The organism is Mesorhizobium sp. L2C084A000, assembly GCF_000502875.1.
In the GTDB taxonomy this organism is placed as follows: domain Bacteria; phylum Pseudomonadota; class Alphaproteobacteria; order Rhizobiales; family Rhizobiaceae; genus Mesorhizobium.
The window spans coordinates 77,440-97,587 of record NZ_AYWX01000012.1; the positions used below are offsets into that span (position 1 = coordinate 77,440).

Consider the following 20,148-nt stretch of genomic DNA (forward strand, 5'->3'; position numbering starts at 1 on the left):
AAACGAAACCGATGAAAAGGCATAAGCCGGCTAACGAAATCAGCGATCCAAGCCACGTGCGATATCAGTAATCACCACAAAAGCCATATCGACATCGGCGGCGGTCGCCTCGAACTGGCCGACCTGGAAACGGATTGCTATCAGTCCATCGACTTTCGTCTGCGTCAGGTAGATGCGGCCATCGTCGTTGATCGCATTGACCAGGCGCAGATTGTGCTCGTCCGCATCGGTTGCGGTCTTGTGTCGGAACGAGAACAACGACAGCATCGGTTCGCTGACGATCTCGAAATCCGGCTCCCTTGCCAGCCGCGCCGCCAACCCTTCGCTCCACGCGACATGATTGCGGATCATCATGCGCAGGTTTTCCAGACCATGGGCGCGCAGCAGGAACCACAATTTCAGGGCGCGGAAGCGCCTGCCGAGCGGCACCGACCATTCCGAATAGTTGATGATGCCGTCATGACCGTGCGTCTTCAGATAATCCGGCTTGATGGCCAGCGTCTTCACATGGCTTTCGGGGTCGCGCAGGAACTGGATCGAGCAGTCGAACTGGGCGCCCAGCCATTTGTGCGGGTTGAAGACGATCGAATCGGCGCCTTCGACGCCTGTCCAGAAATGCCGATACTCCGGACAGATCATCGCCGACCCCGCCCATGCGGCATCGACGTGGAGATAGAGCCCATGCCGCCGCGCCACCTCTGCCACCGCGGCGATGTCGTCGGTGCCGCCGGTGCTGGTGCCACCGACGCAAGCGATGATGCCGGCCGGCAGCATGCCCGCTTCCCGGTCGGCGATGATTGCCGCCTCGAGCGCTGCGGTGTCCATGGCGCGAAAGCGGCCGCCGACCGGAATGCGCACGAGATTGTCCTCGCCGATGCCTGACACCCAGATCGCCCGGTCGATCGATGTGTGCACCTGATCGGAGGAATAGATGCGCAGCCGCGCCTGCCCTGCCAGGCCTTGTTTGTTGCCTTGCCACTCGAGTGCCCGCTCGCGCATGGTGAGCACCGCGGCCAGTGTCGCCGACGAAGCCGAATCCTGGATCACCCCGGAAAACCCTTCGGGCAGACCGAGCGCCTGGCGCATCCAGTCGACGGTGCGCGTTTCGAGTTCGGTCGCTGCCGGTGACGTTTGCCAGAGCATGCATTGCGCGGCCATCGCCGAAACCAGATATTCCGCCACCACCGAGACCGGCGCCGCATTGGCCGGGAAATAGGCGAAGAAACGCGGATGCTGCCAATGTGTCATTCCAGGCAGAATCTTCTCTTCGAAGTCGGCGAAGATCCGGTCCATCGGTTCGGCGTCTTCGGGCGGCGACGCCTCTATGCCTCGGAAAATGTCGCCAGGCTCGACCAGCGGCCGCACCGGCCGCTCGCGCAGCGTATTGCGGTAGTCGGCGCCCCAGTCGGCGGCGCGCCGCGACCATTGCCGGAAATCATCGTTGTTCATCCTGTCCTCCCGACATGATCCATCGCTACCATCCATCGCGGCTGGTCTCTTTATTAATTAACGCGTGAAATATATGCAACCAGCAACGGATGCCGCACGCCTCAGCCGGGGAAATCCGGCAGGCTGGCAAAGGCCGTCTTCAGCGCATTCGACCAGCCGTCGGAGATCGTGCGGTAGTACTGGTCATCCTGGCCGATCCGCTTCTTCAATCCGACCTTGAAGGCGTCCTTCTCCAGGAAGAGCAGGTCGAGCGGCAAGCCGACGGACAGGTTCGACTTCAACGTCGAATCGAACGACACCAAAAGCAGCTTCACCGTCTCGGCCAGGCTCATCGTCCTTTCGTAGGCGCGGATGATGATCGGCTTGCCGTATTTGGTCTCGCCGATCTGGAAAAACGGCGTGTCATCGGTCGATTCGATGAAATTGCCTTCGGGATAGATCATGAACAGGCGCGGCTCGCTGCCCTTGATCTGACCGCCGAGGATGAAGGACGCATTGAAATAGGAATCCGCCTTTTCGCCAGCGGGTGACGAATTGGCGATGACCTCCTTGACCGTGTCGCCAACAATGCGGACCGTTTGGTACATCGACGGCGTTTCGAGCACCGTAGAATGCCTTTCGGAGATCGCCTTGGTGCGCTCGTCGAGCAGGCTGACCACGGCCTGCGTCGTCGCCAGATTGCCCGCCGACATCAAAACGATGACACGCTCGCCCGGCTCTTCCCAGACATGCATCTTGCGAAAGGTGGAGATGGAATCCATGCCTGCATTGGTGCGCGTGTCCGACATGAACACGAGCCCGCGGTCGATCTTCAGGCCAACGCAATAGGTCATGGAATCTCTTCTAGAGCAATTCCAGGAAAAGTGTGAAGCGGTTTTCCGTGCGGAATTGCGTTAAAACAAGGGGATAGAGCGGTTCGGCGTTCCTTGAAACGATGAATCGCTCGGCAGCAATCGTGCGGAGGATTACTGCTCCACCGTGACGGTGACCGCAAGCCGTTCTTCCGCCTGTCCCAGCCGAATTCCCGACACCGGCGTGGCGTCGCGGTAATCGCGGCCCGTTGCCACCTTTACATAACGCTCGTCGGGTGAAATGCCATTGGCGGCATCAAAGGCAACCCAGCCGAGACCCGAGACATGCGCTTCGGCCCAGGCATGGCTGGCCGCCTGCTCGACCGTGGCATCCAGCATCAGATAGCCGCTGACATAGCGAGCTGGAAAGCCCATGGCGCGGGCGGCGGCGGCAAAGATATGGGTATGATCCTGGCAGACCCCGGTCTTGAGCGCCAAGGCTTCCTCCGCCGGCGTCGTCGCGTTGGTGGTGCCGGGCGTGTAGGCGACGCGTTCGCCGATGATGGCCATCAGCCGGTGCAGCCTTTCAATGTCGCTGCCCTTGCCGACCGACGCGGCGAGATCGCGAACACCGCTGCCGATCGTCGTCAATGGTGTCTCATGGCTGTACAGCCAGAGCGGCGTAAAGCCCTGGTGTGGTCCCGAGACACCCGCGGTGTCGCGCGTCACCACTTCGCCTGATGCTTCCACAGTGATGAAGTCGCGCTCGCCCTCGACGCTCAACAGCCTTGTGTCGTTGCCGAAATGGTCGACGAAGCGGACCTCTTCGCGCGCGCCTTCGATCGCCAGAGCCCAGGACAGAACAGTCTGCGTCGATCCGCTGACCGGAAGCAACCGCAGCCGCTGCAACAGATAGTGCACCGGCGCATCGTAGCGGTATTCGGTCCGATGGGTGATCTTCAGCCGCATGCTTCTATTCCGTTTGTGAGCACGATCTCCGGACAAACGGTTTCCATTTGTCTGAGAAAACCGGCTCCACCTTTCGGGACCATGCTCAATTGAACCGATAATCTTGTGCGATCTCTTCGCCCAGCTTGGTGTTGTCGCGAATGAAATTGGCCAGGAATTCATGCAGGCCGGCGTCGAATATGCCCTTGATCGACCCGGCTCTCAGCATTGTCTGCGTCTTCTCGGCCGTTGCGTGGCAGGCATGGCGTTCGCCGTAATCGTCGCCGAGGAATTTCAGATGCTCCGACAGGAAGCGATAGCAGAACATCAGCGAGCGCGGCATACGAACGTTGAGGATCAGATAATCGGCAATGTTGGTCGGCTTGTAATCGGCATCGTAGACCCAGCGATAGGAGCGATGCGCCGAGACCGAACGCAGGATCGATTCCCACTGATAATTGTCGAGCGTCGAGCCGACCCAGGAGATCGACGGCAGCAGCACATAATATTTCACGTCGAGGATGCGCGCCGTGTTGTCCGCGCGCTCGACATAAGTGCCGAGCTGCGAGAAGTCGAAGATCTCGTTGCGCAGCATGGTGCCGTAGAATGAGCCGCGGATCAGCGCCGTCTCGCGCTTGATGGCGTCGAGCACGCTGGGCAGGTCGCGCTCGTCGATCGGCCTGGCCAGCATCCGCTTCAGCGACATCCAGGCTTCGTTGATGCTTTCCCAGGTTTCGCGCGTCAGCGCGGTACGCACCATGCGGGCATTGTTGCGGGCCGTCTCGATCGACGCCATCGTGCTCGACGGGTTCGACGTGTCGCGCAACAGGAAGTCGGCGACATTGGCGGCGGTATAGTCAGAATATTTCTGGCTGAAGGTGACGTCGGAACCGGCGCTGAGCAGCACCGAACTCCACTCTTCCGAGGCGCTCTGCGTGCGGGTCAGCGCCATGCGCAGGCCGGCATCGACCAAGCGCGCCATGTTTTCCGCCCGCTCGATATAGCGGTTCATCCAATAGAGCCCGTTGGCGGTGCGGCCTAAAAGCATTGAATTGGCCCCTCGGGCTAGTGAGTAGGGAATAGGCAGTAGGGAATAGTAAGAGTTTGAATCTCAATGGAATATGGCATTTCCCTGTCCTCTGCTTCCACTACTGCCTACTGCCTGCTGCCTGCTGCCTGCTGCCTACTGCCTAATTCCTTACTCACTCACTTCAATCATCCAGCACCCACGTATCCTTCGTCCCGCCGCCCTGCGAGGAATTGACCACCAGCGAGCCTTCCTTCAGCGCGACGCGGGTCAGCCCGCCGGGCACGATCTGGATGCGGTCGGAGACCAGCACATAAGGCCTGAGATCGACATGGCGCGGCGCCAACCCCTTTTCCGTCAGGATCGGGCATGTCGACAGCGCGAGCGTCGGCTGGGCGATGTAATTCGAAGGTTTTGCCTGGAGTTTCTTGGCAAACGTCTCGCATTCCTTCTTGGTTGCTGCCGGCCCAACCAGCATGCCGTAGCCGCCGGAACCGTGCACTTCCTTGATCACCAGTTCGTCGATGTGTTCGAGCACGTATTTCAGACTGTCGGGCTCCGAGCAGCGCCAGGTTGGGATGTTGCCCAGGATCGCCTTGCGGCCGGTGTAGAATTCGATGATCTCGGGCATGTAGGAATAGATCGCCTTGTCGTCGGCGATGCCGGTGCCCGGCGCGTTGGCGATGGTGATGTTGCCGGCCCGATAGACATCCATGATGCCGGGTATGCCAAGTGCGGAGTCCGGCCGGAAGGTCAGCGGGTCGAGGAAGGAATCATCGACGCGGCGGTAAAGCACATCGATCTGCTTGTAGCCTTCGGTCGTGCGCATCGCGACATGCCCGTCGACGACCCGCAGATCCTGGCCTTCGACCAGTTGCACGCCCATCTGGTCGGCGAGGAAGGCGTGTTCGAAATAGGCGGAGTTGAAACTGCCGGGCGTCAGCACCGCAATGGTCGGCGCACCCTTTGTGCTTTGCGGCCGCACCGCCGCCAGCGACTGGCGCAGAAGCTGAGGGTAGTTTTCCACCGGCCGCACCTTGATCTTCTGGAACAGCTCGGGGAACAGCTGCATCATCGTCTCGCGGTTCTCCAGCATGTAGGAGACGCCCGACGGCGTGCGCGCATTGTCCTCCAGCACGTAGAATTCGTCCTCCGAGATGCGGACGATGTCGACGCCGATGATGTGGGTATAGACGCCGGCCGGCGGCCTGACCCCGATCATCTCCGGCAGGAAGGCCTCGTTCCTGGCGATCAATTCCCTGGGGACGCGCCCTGCGCGCAGGATTTCCTGGCGATGGTAGATGTCGTCGAGGAAGGCGTTCAGCGCCTGCACGCGCTGCTCTATGCCCTGCGTGAGGCGCCGCCATTCATTGCCTGAAATGATGCGGGGAACGATGTCGAACGGGATCAGCCGCTCGGAGGCTTCCTGCTCGCCATAGACGGCGAAGGTGATACCGGTCTTGCGGAAGACGCGTTCGGCGTCCTGCATCTTCTCGGTCAACCTGGCTGGGTCCTGCTCCTTCAGCCAGCGATCATAAGCCGAATACGGTCTTCTCAATCCGGAGACTTCCGGAAGCATTTCATCGAACGCTGCCAATCGCATACTCCCCTGTGACGCCATTTCACTGGCGTCGCCGGAGAAAATCAAGCGCAATCGGTGATTTGGGAGATACGGGCGATCAGTATGTTGCGCCTGCCTAAAATTGAGGCAGTCGAAATATGACCCTGGTCAGCCTTTGCCTCGTGCCCGGGCAAATGCGTTTGCCAGCTAGAAAGCGCGGAACGTGACGACGGTGAACGTGTCCTTGATGCCGGGGAGAATCTGCACCTTCTCATTGACGAAATGGCCGACGTCTTCCTCATCGTCGACGTAGAATTTGGCGAGCAGATCGTAATTGCCGGCGGTGGAGTAGATTTCCGAGGCGATCTCGGCATCGGCAAGCGCGCTGNATTTGGCGAGCAGATCGTAATTGCCGGCGGTGGAGTAGATTTCCGAGGCGATCTCGGCATCGGCAAGCGCGCTGGCAACCTCATAGGATTTGCCGAGCTCGCATTTGATCTGCACGAAAAACGCCTTCATGGCTTCGTCCCGCTAAACGTCCAAGTCCAGCGGCCCTTCTGGCAGACTGGAGGCGGGCTTTCAAGCGCTGGAATCCGTACCCAGCCGGCCCAGGCCTGGGCTGCGACCTTCCGCAGCTGCTACACCAGCATGCAACCTGCCGCCGATCGCCAGCGATTATTCGCAATCGCTGAAACCGCGATGCGCTGCCAAGCGTATGTTATGATGCGTCTTCGGACAGCACCATTTTTGAGGGAAGATATTTCGCGGGATAACGGAGACAGGCCATGCGCCACGCCTTTTTCGCAATCGCAGTCGTTCCATTCCTCTTTGTATCGTCGGCATTGGCCGGCGATGCCGAGATCAAGGCGGGCCAGTCCGTCATCGACAGTCAGCTAGAGGCCCTCATTGCCGATGACGGCGCCACTGCCTACAGCTTCGCCGCCCCGAATGTGAAGCGGATCTTCCCGACCGTCGACGCCTTCATGAACATGGTGACCAACGGCTATCCGCCGGTGCGCAAGCCGCGGACCTATTCCTTCGGCAAGGTCGAGGAGACGGCTCCGGGTTCGATCGTCCAGCAGGTGCTGATCGTCGGCCCCAACGGCAAGGACTACGAGGCTGTCTACACGTTGCAGCAACAGCCCGACGGCACGTTCCAGATCACCGGTTGCAGCCTGCGCGCCTCGAATTCGCTCAGCACTTGAGGCCTCACAGCAACGGGATATCGCCCCTTGCCCAGCCCTCGGTGATTTCCGCGCCGCGCGCCTCGAAGGCGCCGGCCTCGATCGCAGCGCGGATATCCTGCATCAGCTTTTGATAGTAGGAAAGGTTGTTCCAGGTCAAAAGCATGGCGCCAAGTGCCTCCTGTGAGCGCACCAGATGATGCAGATAGGCGCGTGAGTAGTCCCGGGCGGCAGGGCAGTCGCTTTCCTCGTCGAGCGGCCGCGGATCGTCGGCATGGCGGGCGTTGCGCAGATTGACCTTGCCGCGCCTTGTATAGGCAAGGCCGTGGCGGCCGGCCCGCGTCGGCATTACGCAGTCGAACATGTCGATGCCGCGCGCCACCGATTTCAGGATATCGTCAGGCGTGCCGACGCCCATCAGATAGCGCGGCTTGTCCGCTGGCAATTCCGGACAGGTGATGTCGAGCATTTCGAGCATCACCGCTTGCGGCTCGCCGACGGCCAGGCCGCCAACCGCGTAGCCCTTCAGCTCCATCGCGCTCAGCGCCTGCGCCGAACGCACCCTGAGCGCTGCGTTGTCGCCGCCTTGCACGATGCCGAACATCGCCTTGCCCGGCTGATCGCCGAACGCCGTCTTGCAGCGCTCGGCCCAACGCAGCGACAGCTCCATGGCGCGCTCGATCTCCTTCATCTCGGCCGGCAGCGCCGTGCATTCGTCGAGCTGCATCTGGATGTCGGAATCAAGCAGTCCCTGGATCTCGATCGACCGCTCCGGCGACATCTCGTAGGCAGCGCCATCGATATGCGAACGGAAGGTGACGCCCTTTTCGGTCAGCTTTCTCAGCTTCGACAGCGACATCACCTGGAAACCACCGCTGTCGGTCAGAATCGGATGCGGCCAGCGGGCGAACTCGTGCAGGCCACCGAGCCGCGCGACGCGCTCGGCGCCGGGCCGCAGCATCAGATGATAGGTGTTGCCCAGGATGATGTCGGCGCCGACACCGCGCACCTGGTCCATATACATCGCCTTGACGGTGCCGCCGGTGCCGACCGGCATGAAGGCCGGCGTGCGGATTTCGCCGCGCGGCATGTCGATCACGCCGCGTCGCGCCTTGCCGTCGGTTGCCAGAACCTTGAAGCTGAACGGCTTAGCCATTGAATTCCTTGTCGTGGACCGGGGCGTCCGGCGCCTGATTGTCAAGCGACTGGCGGTAGTGGATGCCGCGCATGGTGGAATCGCGGTGCTGGCGAATGCCCGCGCGCAGTTTTTTCACTTCCGCGACCAGCGCATCACGGTCAAAGGCTTGCAGATCATCGTCCATCGCTCGTCTCCGCTCGGAAAAGCAGGCTTGCGTCGCCATAGGAATAGAATCTGTAGCGGCTCTCGATGGCATGCGCATAGGCCGCGCGCATCGTGCCGAGGCCGCTGAAGGCCGAGACCAGCATGAACAGCGTCGAGCGCGGCAGATGGAAATTGGTCATCAGCACGTCGGCGGTGCGAAAACGGTAGCCGGGCGTGATGAAGATATCGGTCGGACCGGACCACGCAGCCAGAGTACCGTCCTCACGCGCCGCACTCTCCAGCAGACGCAGCGAGGTCGTGCCGACAGCGACGATGCGCCCGCCCCTTGCTCTTGCGGCATTCAGGGCGTCCGCAGTGGCTTCGCTGACCGAACCGGTCTCGGCATGCATCTTGTGGTCGGCGGTATCGTCCGCCTTCACCGGCAGGAACGTGCCTGCGCCGACATGCAAGGTGACGAAGCGGCGTTCGATGCCCTTGCTGTCAAGCGCTGCAAAAAGCTCCGGCGTGAAATGCAGGCCCGCTGTCGGAGCCGCAACGGCGCCTTCCTCGCTTGCATAGATGGTCTGGTAGTCGGCCCGGTCGCGTTCGTCGTCGTCGCGTTTCGAGGCGATGTAGGGCGGCAGCGGAATGTGGCCGACCGCGTGCAGCGCCTCGTCGAGGAACGGCCCCGACAGATCGAAGTCAAGCAGCGCTTCGCCGCCCTCGCCTTTCTCGATCACCGTGGCGTCGAGCTGACCGAGGAAACAGGAATTGCCGTCATGGCCGAAATGGATACGGTCGCCGGCTGCGATGCGCTTGCCCGGCCGCATGAAGGCCAGCCAGCGGTCCGGCGCCATGCGCATATGCAGCGTGGCTTCGACCTGCGCCGTCGCCTCACCCCGCCGCCGGATGCCTTTGAGCTGCGCTGGAATGACCTTGGTGTCGTTGAACACCAGCACGTCGCCGGCCCTGAGCAACGATGGCAGGTTGCCAACCGTCCGGTCGTCGAGCGCCTCGCCCGGCTTGACCACCAGCATCTTGGCGCTGTCGCGCGGCTCCGCCGGGCGAAGCGCGATGCGCTCCTCCGGCAAATCGAAGTCAAAGAGATCGACGCGCATCAGTAGAGCCGGACGAGCAGCGCTCCGACCAGCAGCAGCACCGCGCCGGCGATGCGACCGAGCGAGATTTCACGCACCGCGACGCCGAGGAAGCCGATGCGGTCGATGAGCATGCCGGCCAGCAACTGGCCGGCGACCAGAAACGCCATCAGCGCGGCCGCACCCATGCGTGGCGTGAGAATCGTCGACAGCGTGACATAGAAACCGCCCAGCATGCCGCCGGCCACGAACAGCCAGGGCGCCGGCGCCTTCCAGTCGAGCGAGATGCCCTGCAGCTTCACCACCGTGACGGAAATAATGCCGAGCACGATCGCGCCCGACAGGAACGAAAACGCAGCCGCCGCGACCGGGAGGCCCAGGCCGCGCGCCAGTTGCGAATTGATCGGCGCCTGAATGGCAATGAAGGCGCCGGACAGGATGCCGAGAAGCGACCAGACGACGCCCATCATTGTCGTTTGCCCTTACTTGACGTCGGCCGCGACCTTCAGCGAGACGATCTTGTCGGGATCCTGCACCGGCTCGCCGCGCTTGATCTTGTCGACATTGTCCATGCCTTCGATGACCTGGCCCCAGACCGTGTACTGACGATTGAGGAAGGCGGCATCGTCGAAGCAGATGAAGAACTGCGAATTGGCCGAGTTCGGGTTCTGCGAACGGGCCATCGAGCAGGTGCCGCGAGCATGGTTGGCGTTGGAGAATTCAGCCTTCAAATCCGGCTTTTCAGAGCCGCCCATGCCCGCGCGGGACGGCGCGAAGGAATGCTTGCTGGAATTGCCGAACTTGACGTCGCCGGTCTGCGCCATGAAACCCTCGATAACGCGGTGGAAGACCACGCCGTCATAGGCGCCTTCCCTGGCCAGTTCCTTGATGCGGGCGACATGGCCCGGCGCCAGGTCGGGGAAAAGTTCGATGACCACATTGCCCTTGGTCGTTTCCATGATGAGCGCGTTCTCGCGGTCCTTGATTTCGGCCATGTCAGATATCCTTTTTCAGAAAAACAGAGTTATTCGACAATTTACTTGTCGGCGGCGATGCGCACCTTGATCATCCGGTCGGGATCGGTGACCGTGCCGTTGTCCGCCTGGTCGCCCTTCTTGATGTGATCCACCAGTTCCATGCCGCTGACGACATTGCCGACGATCGTGTACTGGCCATCGAGGGGCGGTGCCGGAGCGAACATGATGAAGAACTGCGAATTGGCCGAATTGGGGTCCTGCGAGCGGGCCATACCGACCACGCCGCGCTTATAATGTTCGGTCTGTGAGAATTCGGCGGGCAGGTCGGGCAGGTCGGAACCGCCGGTGCCAACGGCCTCGGCGCTGAAACCCTTTTTCATATTGCCGAACTTGACGTCGCCGGTCTGCGCCATGAAGCCGTCGATGACGCGGTGGAAGGCGACGTTGTCATAGGCGCCTTGGCGCACCAGCTTCTTGATCTGCTCGACATGCTTTGGCGCCAGATCGGGCCTCAGCGCAATGGTGACGTCGCCGTCCTTCAGCGTGATGATCATTGTGTTTTCCGGGTCGGCGGCGAAAGCCGAGACCGACGCAGCCACAAGACCGGCGAGCACGACAAGGAACGAGGCTAGCTTTTTCAGCTGCATGGTTTTCTCCGAAAACTTACTTCTTGAACTTGGCTGTGAGCGCGCCGGCAACCGCCGCCGGCACGAAGGGGCGAATGTCGCCGCCCATCGAGGCAATCTGGCGGACAAGTGTGGCGGTAATGGTGCGTACCGAAGGACTGGCGGGCAGAAAAACCGTCTGCAGTTCAGGCGCCATGGTCTCGTTCATGCCGGCCATCTGCATCTCATAGTCGAGGTCGGTGCCGTCGCGCAGGCCGCGGATCATGATCGAGGCGCCGTGCTTCCTGGCGGCGTCGATGACCAGCCCGTCGAAGGCGACGACCTTGATGCGGGCACCATCGCTGCCGAATTCCGTCTTCGTCGCCGTCTCGATCAGCTTCACCCGCTCCTCGAAGGAAAACAGCGGCTGCTTGCCCGGATGGATGCCGATCGCCGCATAAACGATATCGGCCACGGCCAGCGAGGCCTTCAGCACATCGAGATGGCCGTTGGTCAGCGGGTCGAAGGAGCCGGCATAGAGGGCGATGCGTTCAGTCATGGCTGGTGCTTCTAATGCATGATCCCAAAAAGTGGAAACCGGTTTTTGCGGACAAACGGTTTTTCGTTTGTCCTAGAGATCATGCTCAAATGAAAGCTAGAGCCTGTTCCATCTTCCGTCCATCAAGATGGAACAGGCTCTAGCGAGCCTCTCTCGCAAAGGCAAATCCGATCGGCGCGCCGGCCATGAACCTTTTCCGGCACATGAACGACAGATGAACACGCTGATCACGAAGCCTTCACGCAGCGTTCACTAGGTTGCACCTTAATAAGATGAAACCAAAATCCCATCTATCCGTTGTTAGGCGCAGGAGAACACGCACATGCTGATCTACATGCTCGCCACCGCAATGACCGTCGCCATGCTGATCGCCACCGTCTTTGGGCTGCATCACGAGGCACAACGCATCCGCGTCAAGGCAAACACCAAGCGCTTCGAAGGCTTCGGCCTGCGCAAGCCATATCGTCACTACTGATAAAGCCTGATTTGCTGCTGCGCCGGCCAACTGGCCGGCGTTGCCATGTCAAAACCTGGGTGCCGGACTTAGTCCGTACCCTCCGGACCGGCGTCAGGCGCCGGAGCGGCATCGGGACCGCCCTCGACCGTCTCGTCGCTTTCTTCGTCCGCTTGCGGTTCCGATATCCGCTCGACCGAAACCACCTTTTCACCTTCAGCCGTGTTGAAGATGGTCACGCCCTTGGTGGCGCGGCTGGCGAAACGGATGCCGTTGACCGGCACCCGGATGACGGTGCCGCCGTCCGACACCAGCATGATCTGGTCGTCATTGCCGACCGGGAACGTCGCCACCAGCCTGCCAATCTCGGCTGCCTTCGACACGTCGGTGGCGCGGATGCCTTTGCCGCCGCGTCCAGTCAGCCGGAAATCATAAGACGACGAACGCTTGCCGTAGCCGAACTCGGTCACCGTCAGCACGTATTGTTCGTGCGCCTTGAGCTCTTCGTATCGGCTTTCGGAAAGCTCCGTCTCCTCGCCGATCTCCTCATTGGTCAGCGCGATCTCTTCCTCTTCGCCGGCCGTTTCTGTGGCAAGACGCCGCTCCGCCGCCGCGCGCTTCAGGTAAGCGGCGCGTTCCGCCGGCGAAGCATCGACATGCTCTATCACCGACATCGAGATGATGCGGTCGGTCTCGGCCATGGTTATGCCACGCACGCCGACCGAATTGCGGCTCTGGAAGACGCGCACGTCGCCGACGGAGAAGCGTATGCACTGGCCGGAACTGGCGGTCAGCAGCACGTCGTCCTTGTCGGTGCAGGTCTCGACGCCGAGGATCTCGTCGCCTGCTTCCTCCAGCTTCATGGCGATCTTGCCATTGCGGTTGACCTGGACGAAGTCGGATAGATCGTTGCGGCGCACGGTGCCACGTGTGGTGGCGAACATCACGTAGAGTTCGCTCCAGCTGGCCTCGTCCTCGGGCAGCGGCATGATGGTGGTGATGCGCTCGCCCTGCTCCAGCGGCAGCATGTTGATCAGCGCCTTGCCGCGTGATTGCGGATTGCCGATCGGCAGCCGCCAGACCTTTTCCTTATAGACGATGCCGCGCGAGGAAAAGAACAGCACCGGTGTATGGGTGTTGGCGACGAACAGCCGGGTGACGAAATCCTCTTCCTTGGTCGACATGCCGGAGCGGCCCTTGCCGCCGCGGCGCTGCGCCCGGTAGAGCGACAGCGGCACGCGCTTGATGTAGCCGGAATGGCTCACCGTCACGACCATGTCCTCGCGCTGGATCAGATCCTCGTCTTCCATGTCCGAACCGCCGTCGGTGAGTTCGGTGCGGCGCGGCGTGCCGAACTCGTCGCGCACGGCGGCAAGCTCGTCCTTGACGATCTTCTGGACACGCGCTCGGGACGACAAAATGTCCAGATAATCAATGATTTCAGCGCCGATCGTGTTCAACTCGTCGGCGATCTCGTCGCGGCCGAGCGCGGTCAGGCGCTGCAGGCGCAGTTCGAGGATGGCGCGCGCCTGTTCCTCTGACAGATTGTAGGTGCCGTCTTCATTGATCCGATGACGCGGGTCATCGATCAGGAGGATCAGAGATTCCACGTCGCCAGAGGGCCAGCGCCGCTCCATCAACTGCTCACGCGCTGTCTGCGGATCCGGAGCGGTGCGGATCAGTTTGATGATCTCGTCGATATTGGCGACGGCGATGGCGAGACCGACCAGCACATGGGCGCGGTCGCGCGCCTTGCGCAGCAGGAATTTTGTCCGCCTTGTGATCACCTCCTCGCGGAAGGCGACGAACGCCTTCAGCATATCGGTCAGGTTCATCACTTCCGGTTTGCCGCCATTCAGTGCCACCATATTGGCGCCGAAAGAGGTCTGCAGCGGCGTGAAGCGATAGAGCTGGTTGAGGATGACGTCGGCAACGGCGTCGCGCTTCAACTCGATGACGACGCGGTAGCCCTGGCGGTCGCTCTCGTCGCGGATATCGGAAATGCCCTCGATACGCTTGTCGCGCACCAGTTCAGCCATCTTCTCGATCATCGACGATTTGTTCACCTGGTAGGGAACTTCGGTGATGATGATCGACTCGCGGTCATTGCCGCGCTGTTCGATGTTGACCTTGCCGCGCATGACGATGGAGCCACGGCCGGTCGAATAGGCGTTGTAGATGCCCGAACGGCCAAGCACGATGCCGCCGGTCGGGAAATCCGGTCCCGGAATGATCTCCATCAACGCCGGCAGGTCGATCGCCGGATTGTCGATTAGGGCAATGGCGCCGTTGCAGATTTCGCTGAGATTGTGCGGCGGGATGTTGGTCGCCATGCCGACGGCGATGCCGCCCGAGCCGTTGACCAAAAGGTTGGGAAACCGTGCCGGCAGAACCTTCGGTTCGCTGCCCGACGCGTCATAAGTGTCCTGGAAATCGACGGTATCCTTGTCGATATCCTCCAGGAGCTCGTGCGCGACCTTGGTCAGGCGCGCTTCCGTGTAGCGCATCGCCGCAGGCGGATCGCCGTCGATCGAGCCGAAATTGCCCTGCCCGTCGATCAACGGAACGCGCAGCGACCAGTCCTGTGCCATGCGCACCAAGGCATCATAGATGGAGGCGTCGCCATGCGGATGGTATTTACCCATCACGTCGGCGACAGGACGCGCCGACTTCACATATTTGCGGTTCCAGTGGTAACCGCTCTCATGGGCGGCGAAGAGAATGCGGCGATGCACCGGCTTGAGGCCGTCGCGCACGTCCGGCAGCGCACGGCTGACGATGACGCTCATGGCGTAATCGAGATAGGAGCGCTGCATCTCCTCGACGATGGATATCGGCTCGATGCCGGTGGGGCCGCCGTCGGCGCCGCGCGGTGTCTTCTGGTCGGTCAAATCGGATCACAATCTAATCAGGAATCACTTGGTGCTTATATAGGAAGCAAGGCTGAAACTCCAACATTCCCAGCACTTTTCCAGTGTCATTTTTGGTGGTAATTTCAAATGGATACCACTGATTGCGACGATATGGCCAAGGCGGTTTCGCCGCCATCGACGCAAAAGCCTGCAATGGACGTTTTCCCCGAGCAAAAGCCACGAGCGCGATGGATTGGACCCTGTGGCTGCCCTTGCGAGCACCTGAGCCGATTCACGAGACGCGAAGGCCCATAGCGCCACGGCGGGCGCGATACTTACCGGGCGTTTCGCCCATGACACGACGAAACCGGCGGTTGAAGGTCGACAGGTCGTTGAAGCCGGCCCCGAAGGCGATCGCCGAGACCGCATCATCCGACATCTGCAGCCGCACCGCTGCCCTGTGCAGCCGCGTCTTGAGCAAGAACTGATAGGGCGTCATGCCCGCGACCTGCCGGAAGATGCGCAGGAAATGGTAAGGACTGGTCGCAGTCTCATCCGCAAGCGCTGAAAGCGAGACCGGCCCGTCGGCATCCAACTCTATCCGCCGCACCGCTTCGGCCACCCGTTTCTGATCGCGGCGGCTCGGCGCGCGCCTGACATGCGTGGCTCCGGTGGCAATCGTCGCGGCGGCACCGGCCATGCGCAGGGAAAGTTCCTCGAAGGCATCCATGTCAGCAGTCTCGCGCGCGGCTTCCGCCTCGGCCAGCAGTGGCGCCAGCACCGGCAAAGGCGGCAGGCGCGGCGTGGCGAAGGCCAGCTTCCTGGCGCCCGGCACGCCGGCCACGACCCGCTCCATGTAAGACGGTCCGAAATGAAACGACAGGCAACGGTCGCCGCCGCCATGCTCATGCCCGCATTCGTAGCATGTGCCGGGATTGCCGAGCAGGAGCGCGCCGGGCGCCAGCATCGCCGTGCCTTGTTGCGCACGGTAGCGGAACGTGCCGCTGGTGACGGCAGCCACGCAGAAATCCTGATGTGCTTCCTCGAACGGCCGGTCGCCGGCACCGGCCGTGCAGATGACATCCGTCACGTGCCAGCCAGGTCCGGAGGCGAGAATATGTGTGGTCGCTGTCATGGCCGAAATATAGCAATTTTTCCCAAGCCCAGAACCCCTTCACCGCCTACCCTTCCCGGTCTCCTGACAAGAAGAGGCCACAACCATGTTCGATCAATCCTCGTTTGCCGAAGCCCTGCATAGCCCCGGACCGATCGAAGGGCTTGCCGAAAAACTGAGCCTTTACGGCCGCTTCGTCGGCGCCTGGACTTTCAACGCCTCGCGCCATCTCGAGGACGGTACGGTGCTGACCGGGCGTGGCGAGGTGCATTTCGGCTGGGTGCTGGAAGGCCGGGCGATTCAGGACGTGTGGATCCTGCCCGCGCGGGACACTGGTTCCCAGCCTTCGCTCGGCAAATGGACTTTTTATGGCACGACGCTGCGCGTCTATGATCCCGGCGCGGATGCCTGGCACATCTTCTGGAGCGATCCGCGCAACCAGTATTACAGCCGCCAGCTCGGTCGCGCCGAGGGCGACACGATCATGCAAGTGGGCGCCGACGGCACCGGCAGTTCAGTACGCTGGAGCTTTTCACGCATCACCGAAAACTCCTTCCGATGGCTGGGCGAACGCTCGCAAGACAATGGCGCGACATGGCGGCTGGAAGTCGAGTTCCTGGCGCGCCGAGAGGTTTGATCGCCGAGGAATGCAGCAGCAGCCCAGAATAAAAGCGTCGCGATCCTTTGCGCCGGCATCAACCACTTTCCCGCTGACAGTTCCCACCGACCGGGCTTTGCTCTACCAATATTCTGTCCGGGCACGGCCCGGCGGGAGGGTCAGAGATGCCGAGTTTCGACAGCCTGTTCAACGCCTTCGTCACCATTCTCGTGACCATCGATCCGCCTGGCCTGGCGCCGCTGTTCCTGGCCGTAACGCGCGGCATGAACCGCGAGGAGCGCCAGCAGGTTTCCGTCCGTGCCTCGATCATCGGCTTCCTGGTGATGGCGTTGTTTGCAGTTGCCGGCGCATCGATCCTGTCGGTGTTCGGCATAACGTTGCCGGCCTTCCGCGTCGCCGGCGGTTTCCTGCTGTTCTTCATCGCCTTCGAGATGGTGTTCGAGCGCCGGCAGGACCGTAAGGAGAAGATCGGCGACGTCGCCATCACCAAGGACATGATCCACAACATCGCCGCCTTCCCGCTGGCGATCCCGCTGATCGCCGGCCCCGGCGCGATTTCGGCGACGGTGCTGCTTTCCGGTTCATTTCAGGGATTTGCCGCGCAGGCAGCCCTGGTCGGCATCATCTTCGTCTGCCTCGCCATCACCTATCTGGTGTTCGTGCTGTCGGAACGCATCGACCGCATCCTCGGCCAGACTGGTCGTTCGATCCTGACCCGGCTGCTTGGCGTCATCCTGGCGGCACTGGCGGTGCAATTCGTGGCCGACGGCATCAAGGCGCTGATGGCGGGGTAACGCGACGAGCTGCCGCCGAAGCCGGCCCTATTTCACCGTCGTGTCGATCACTTCGAAATCGTGGGTAATCGTCGCGGTCTTGGCCAGCATCGCAGACGCCGAGCAATATTTTTCGATCGAAAGGTCGATCGCGCGTTTCACCTTGTCGCTGGAGAGTGCCCTGCCCTTGACGACGAAATGCATATGGATGCGTGTAAAAACCCTGGGCTCGGTTTCGGCCCGGTCGGAGTCGAGTTCGACGACGCAGTCCTCGACCGCCTCGCGGCCTTTTTCGAGGATATGCACGACATCATAGGCCGAACAGCCACCGGTGCCGATCAGCACCAGCTCCATCGGGCTTGGACCCGGCGTCTTGCCTTCCGATCCGTGCGCTGTTCCGAGCACGACCTTGTGACCGCTGCCGGATTCCCCGACGAAGGTGCGCTCCTCGACCCACTTTACGCGTGCTTTCACCGAACTCGTCCTTTCACCGTATTTCCTTGATCGGCCCGGTCAGCCTCAATCACGATGCAAAACCCCGAAAGTCCATGAATGACTCTCGGGGCACTGTGTCTGACATAACTGTTGCGATCAGAACGGGATTTCGTCATCCAATTCGCGCGACGAACCGCCACCGCCGCCGCTCTTGGTACCGCCGCCGCCGCGATTGAAGCCTTCGCTCGGGCTGGACTGACCGAAATCGGAACCACGGCTGCTGCCGCCACCGGTATAGCCGCCGACCTGACCGCCCTCGCCCTGTCCGCGTGCGTCGAGCATCTGCAGCTCACCGCGGAATTTCTGCAGCACGACTTCCGTCGTGTACTTGTCGGCACCGGTCTGGTCCTGCCATTTGCGCGTCTGCAACTGGCCCTCGACATAGACCTTCATGCCCTTCTTCAGATACTGCTCCGCCACCTTGGCGATGCCCTCATTGAAGATGACGACGTTGTGCCACTCGGTTTTTTCCTTGCGTTCGCCGGAATTCTTGTCGCGCCAGCTTTCCGATGTGGCGATGCGGATGTTGACGACCGGTTCACCCGAATTCAGGCGACGGATTTCGGGATCCGCGCCGAGATTGCCGACCAGAATGACCTTGTTGACGCTACCCGCCATGATATTTCTCCGCGCTCATCCGAAACAAATTTTTGTCGCAGCACCTTACAGGCTGCAGGCGATCGCCGCTTGCCATGGCTGCCTTTACCCACAAGGTTTTTGTTCCCTTTTCGTTCTTATCCGCATCGCTGCTTATTGTCAAGGAATGGCAGCAATGCCGAAGCCGCTCATATGGGTTTGAAAAGACCGCTTGCCAAATCAATAAGTATTCACTTATGCTTTTGGCATGATCGAAGCAGAGATTTTCCGGGCACTGGCCGACCCGACGCGCCGCGCCGTCTTTGAGCGGCTGGCCGCCGGCGAGATGAGCGTGTCGGAATTGCGCACCGGGATGACGGTGTCGCAGCCCGCGGTGTCGCAGCATCTGGCGGTGCTGCGTGGGGCCGGGCTGGTGGTCGAGCGGCGAGCCGGCCGCAACGCCTATTACCGCGCCGATCCGCAGGGGCTCGCCCCCTTGCTCTCCTGGATCGAACGCTACCGGACCTTCTGGCCGGAGCGCATCGAAAGGCTGAAGGCGGTTTTGAAGGACATGGATCAATGAAGAAGGCGGGATCAACGACCAACGCGGGCCAAAGCGACGCCGCGGATGCGCTCGAGTTCGAGTACGAGCTTGCCGAGCCGCCGGAAAAGGTCTGGCGGGCCCTGACCGTACCGGAATTGCTCGCCGCCTGGATGATGCCGAACGACATCAGACCCGAGATGGGCAACCGTTTTGCCTTCGCCGGAACGGGCGCGTCGATCGAATGCGAAATCCTCGACGCCGATCCCGAGAAGCTGCTGCGCTATTCCTGGCGGGAGCAGCCGGGCGACGCAGCCAGGCAGGATCCGCTCGACAGCACCGTCACCTTCACACTTGCCCGAACCGTTTCCGGCGGCACGCATCTGCGTGTCGTCCATGACGGCTTTGCCCGCAAGGCCATGCCTGCCGTCGCCATGGCAGGCGCCGGCTGCCGGCTTTCGCTCGATGCAAACAGGTCACCTAAGCCAATCGCCGCAAACACGCCTCGCCTCCTGCTGCGCGCGGCCTGAAAACAAACAGACGGAGAGAGACAATGAGCGGTGTTGCCAATCTGGTTCCGATGGTGATCGAGCAATCGAGCCGCGGCGAACGCGCCTTCGACATCTTTTCACGACTGCTGCGCGAGCGCATCGTCTTCATCAACGGTGAGATCAACGACGACATCTCGGCGTTGGTCTGCGCGCAGCTTCTGTCGCTGGAATCGGACAATCCCGACAAGGAGATCTCGCTCTACATCAACTCGCCGGGCGGCGTGGTCACCAGCGGCTTCGCCATCTACGACACAATGCAATACATCAGCTGCCCGGTGTCGACCGTATGCATGGGGTTTGCCGCATCGATGGGCTCGTTCCTGCTGATGGCAGGCGCACCGGGGCGCCGGTTCTCGCTGCCGAACGCCACCATCCTGCTGCATCAGCCGCTGGGCGGGTTCCAGGGCCAGGCCTCCGACATCCAGCGCCATGCCGAGCGCATCGGCCGGACGAAACGGCACATGGCCGAACTCTACGCGCAGCATTGCGGCCGCAGCTATGAAGAGGTCGAGCGCACGCTGGACCGCGTGCAATGATCTGGACTGATGAGTGTCGGTCATCCCAAGACTATAGTGGCGCGCCGCCGATGGAACCAGACCGGCATCGTCAAATCTTCGACAGCCGGACGGACTCCGATCCGGCCCTGGCTCACGCCGCCTTTTTTCGCGTGTCGAAAACAGGACCGCCCGCGAG

The 20,148-nt window shown here is 61.6% G+C and carries 23 protein-coding genes and 1 pseudogene; 7 read left to right on the forward strand and 17 right to left on the reverse strand.

All coding sequences use genetic code 11. The features are described 5' to 3' along the window. Positions 1 to 39 precede the first annotated feature (39 nt). From X735_RS142745 to X735_RS142720, 6 genes are all read right to left on the reverse strand, one after another. Positions 40 to 1,449 (reverse strand): aspartate aminotransferase family protein, encoded by a 1,410-nt coding sequence (locus X735_RS142745; RefSeq protein ID WP_023812980.1) that lies wholly within the window; start codon positions 1,447 to 1,449, stop codon positions 40 to 42. A gap of 101 nt (positions 1,450 to 1,550) precedes the next feature. Next, entirely contained in the window at positions 1,551 to 2,282 is a 732-nt protein-coding gene (locus X735_RS142740) for a peptidase (RefSeq protein ID WP_023812981.1), read from the reverse strand. Between the two features lie 132 nt (positions 2,283 to 2,414). After that, complete coding sequence (locus X735_RS142735; protein ID WP_023812982.1) at positions 2,415 to 3,209, reverse strand: transglutaminase family protein; 795 nt, start codon at positions 3,207 to 3,209, stop codon at positions 2,415 to 2,417. 85 nt (positions 3,210 to 3,294) lie between these two features. Beyond that, entirely contained in the window at positions 3,295 to 4,236 is a 942-nt protein-coding gene (locus tag X735_RS142730; RefSeq protein WP_023812983.1) for an alpha-E domain-containing protein, read from the reverse strand. A gap of 163 nt (positions 4,237 to 4,399) precedes the next feature. After that, positions 4,400 to 5,812: a circularly permuted type 2 ATP-grasp protein gene (locus X735_RS142725; protein ID WP_023812984.1), complete on the reverse strand. Its 1,413-nt coding sequence runs from the start codon at positions 5,810 to 5,812 to the stop codon at positions 4,400 to 4,402. A gap of 171 nt (positions 5,813 to 5,983) precedes the next feature. Beyond that, the gene (locus X735_RS142720; RefSeq protein ID WP_023812985.1) at positions 5,984 to 6,295 is read right to left on the reverse strand and encodes an Lrp/AsnC family transcriptional regulator; all 312 of its coding nucleotides are present in this window, start codon (positions 6,293 to 6,295) and stop codon (positions 5,984 to 5,986) included. Between the two features lie 266 nt (positions 6,296 to 6,561). On the opposite strand from X735_RS142720, the gene X735_RS142715 reads away from it, so the two are divergent. After that, positions 6,562 to 6,981 (forward strand): DUF4864 domain-containing protein, encoded by a 420-nt coding sequence (locus tag X735_RS142715; RefSeq protein WP_023812986.1) that lies wholly within the window; start codon positions 6,562 to 6,564, stop codon positions 6,979 to 6,981. Positions 6,982 to 6,985: 4 nt separating this feature from the next. Here the strand turns inward: X735_RS142715 and tgt are convergent, their stop codons facing one another. The 7 genes from tgt to coaD form a co-directional block, all read right to left on the reverse strand. Beyond that, a complete protein-coding gene (tgt, locus tag X735_RS142710) occupies positions 6,986 to 8,116 on the reverse strand; it encodes a tRNA guanosine(34) transglycosylase Tgt (RefSeq protein WP_023812987.1) in 1,131 nt (376 codons plus the stop codon). Beyond that, entirely contained in the window at positions 8,109 to 8,282 is a 174-nt protein-coding gene (locus tag X735_RS1000000169365) for a hypothetical protein (protein ID WP_023812988.1), read from the reverse strand. The genes tgt and X735_RS1000000169365 overlap by 8 nt, the downstream gene beginning before the upstream one ends. Further along, complete coding sequence (gene queA, locus X735_RS142705; protein ID WP_023812989.1) at positions 8,272 to 9,360, reverse strand: tRNA preQ1(34) S-adenosylmethionine ribosyltransferase-isomerase QueA; 1,089 nt, start codon at positions 9,358 to 9,360, stop codon at positions 8,272 to 8,274. The genes X735_RS1000000169365 and queA overlap by 11 nt, the downstream gene beginning before the upstream one ends. Then, positions 9,360 to 9,809, reverse strand: coding sequence for a DMT family transporter (locus X735_RS142700; RefSeq protein ID WP_023812990.1), 450 nt, complete (start codon positions 9,807 to 9,809; stop codon positions 9,360 to 9,362). Before X735_RS142700 ends, queA begins: the two co-directional genes overlap by 1 nt. Before the next feature lie 12 nt (positions 9,810 to 9,821). After that, a complete protein-coding gene (locus X735_RS142695; RefSeq protein ID WP_023812991.1) occupies positions 9,822 to 10,334 on the reverse strand; it encodes a peptidylprolyl isomerase in 513 nt (170 codons plus the stop codon). A gap of 41 nt (positions 10,335 to 10,375) precedes the next feature. Further along, positions 10,376 to 10,870: a peptidylprolyl isomerase gene (locus tag X735_RS142690; protein WP_245273275.1), complete on the reverse strand. Its 495-nt coding sequence runs from the start codon at positions 10,868 to 10,870 to the stop codon at positions 10,376 to 10,378. Positions 10,871 to 10,979: 109 nt separating this feature from the next. Beyond that, positions 10,980 to 11,480 (reverse strand): pantetheine-phosphate adenylyltransferase, encoded by a 501-nt coding sequence (gene coaD, locus X735_RS142685; protein WP_023812993.1) that lies wholly within the window; start codon positions 11,478 to 11,480, stop codon positions 10,980 to 10,982. A gap of 322 nt (positions 11,481 to 11,802) precedes the next feature. Here coaD and X735_RS1000000167955 point away from each other — a divergent pair, with 322 nt between their 5' ends. Beyond that, on the forward strand, positions 11,803 to 11,955 hold the full coding sequence (locus X735_RS1000000167955; protein ID WP_023812994.1) for a hypothetical protein: 153 nt from the start codon (positions 11,803 to 11,805) through the stop codon (positions 11,953 to 11,955). A 68-nt stretch (positions 11,956 to 12,023) separates the two neighbouring features. On the opposite strand, the gene gyrA is transcribed toward X735_RS1000000167955, so the two are convergent. Beyond that, on the reverse strand, positions 12,024 to 14,825 hold the full coding sequence (gene gyrA / locus X735_RS142680) for a DNA gyrase subunit A (protein ID WP_023812995.1): 2,802 nt from the start codon (positions 14,823 to 14,825) through the stop codon (positions 12,024 to 12,026). Between the two features lie 253 nt (positions 14,826 to 15,078). Then, the gene (locus X735_RS142675; protein ID WP_023812996.1) at positions 15,079 to 15,921 is read right to left on the reverse strand and encodes an AraC family transcriptional regulator; all 843 of its coding nucleotides are present in this window, start codon (positions 15,919 to 15,921) and stop codon (positions 15,079 to 15,081) included. 85 nt (positions 15,922 to 16,006) lie between these two features. On the opposite strand from X735_RS142675, the gene X735_RS142670 reads away from it, so the two are divergent. Together X735_RS142670 and X735_RS142665 are read left to right on the forward strand one after the other, a co-directional pair. Beyond that, positions 16,007 to 16,537: a hypothetical protein gene (locus tag X735_RS142670; RefSeq protein WP_023812997.1), complete on the forward strand. Its 531-nt coding sequence runs from the start codon at positions 16,007 to 16,009 to the stop codon at positions 16,535 to 16,537. A 146-nt stretch (positions 16,538 to 16,683) separates the two neighbouring features. Continuing rightward, on the forward strand, positions 16,684 to 17,313 hold the full coding sequence (locus X735_RS142665; protein WP_023670949.1) for a MarC family protein: 630 nt from the start codon (positions 16,684 to 16,686) through the stop codon (positions 17,311 to 17,313). 27 nt (positions 17,314 to 17,340) lie between these two features. On the opposite strand, the gene X735_RS142660 is transcribed toward X735_RS142665, so the two are convergent. Both X735_RS142660 and X735_RS142655 read right to left on the reverse strand, forming a co-directional pair. Continuing rightward, positions 17,341 to 17,766, reverse strand: a complete 426-nt coding sequence (locus X735_RS142660; protein WP_023812998.1) for an OsmC family protein — start codon at positions 17,764 to 17,766, stop codon at positions 17,341 to 17,343. Between the two features lie 117 nt (positions 17,767 to 17,883). Then, positions 17,884 to 18,405: a single-stranded DNA-binding protein gene (locus X735_RS142655; protein ID WP_023812999.1), complete on the reverse strand. Its 522-nt coding sequence runs from the start codon at positions 18,403 to 18,405 to the stop codon at positions 17,884 to 17,886. Positions 18,406 to 18,631: 226 nt separating this feature from the next. Here X735_RS142655 and X735_RS142650 point away from each other — a divergent pair, with 226 nt between their 5' ends. From X735_RS142650 to X735_RS142640, 3 genes and pseudogenes are all read left to right on the forward strand, one after another. Further along, positions 18,632 to 18,946 carry a metalloregulator ArsR/SmtB family transcription factor gene (locus X735_RS142650; protein WP_013531836.1) on the forward strand — a complete coding sequence of 105 codons (315 nt, stop codon included), beginning with the start codon at positions 18,632 to 18,634 and terminating at the stop codon, positions 18,944 to 18,946. Continuing rightward, on the forward strand, positions 18,943 to 19,434 hold the full coding sequence (locus X735_RS142645) for an SRPBCC domain-containing protein (protein ID WP_023813000.1): 492 nt from the start codon (positions 18,943 to 18,945) through the stop codon (positions 19,432 to 19,434). The genes X735_RS142650 and X735_RS142645 overlap by 4 nt, the downstream gene beginning before the upstream one ends. Before the next feature lie 23 nt (positions 19,435 to 19,457). Continuing rightward, positions 19,458 to 19,982: pseudogene (locus X735_RS142640) on the forward strand (ATP-dependent Clp protease proteolytic subunit); the annotation flags it as partial. Positions 19,983 to 20,148: the final 166 nt, after the last annotated feature.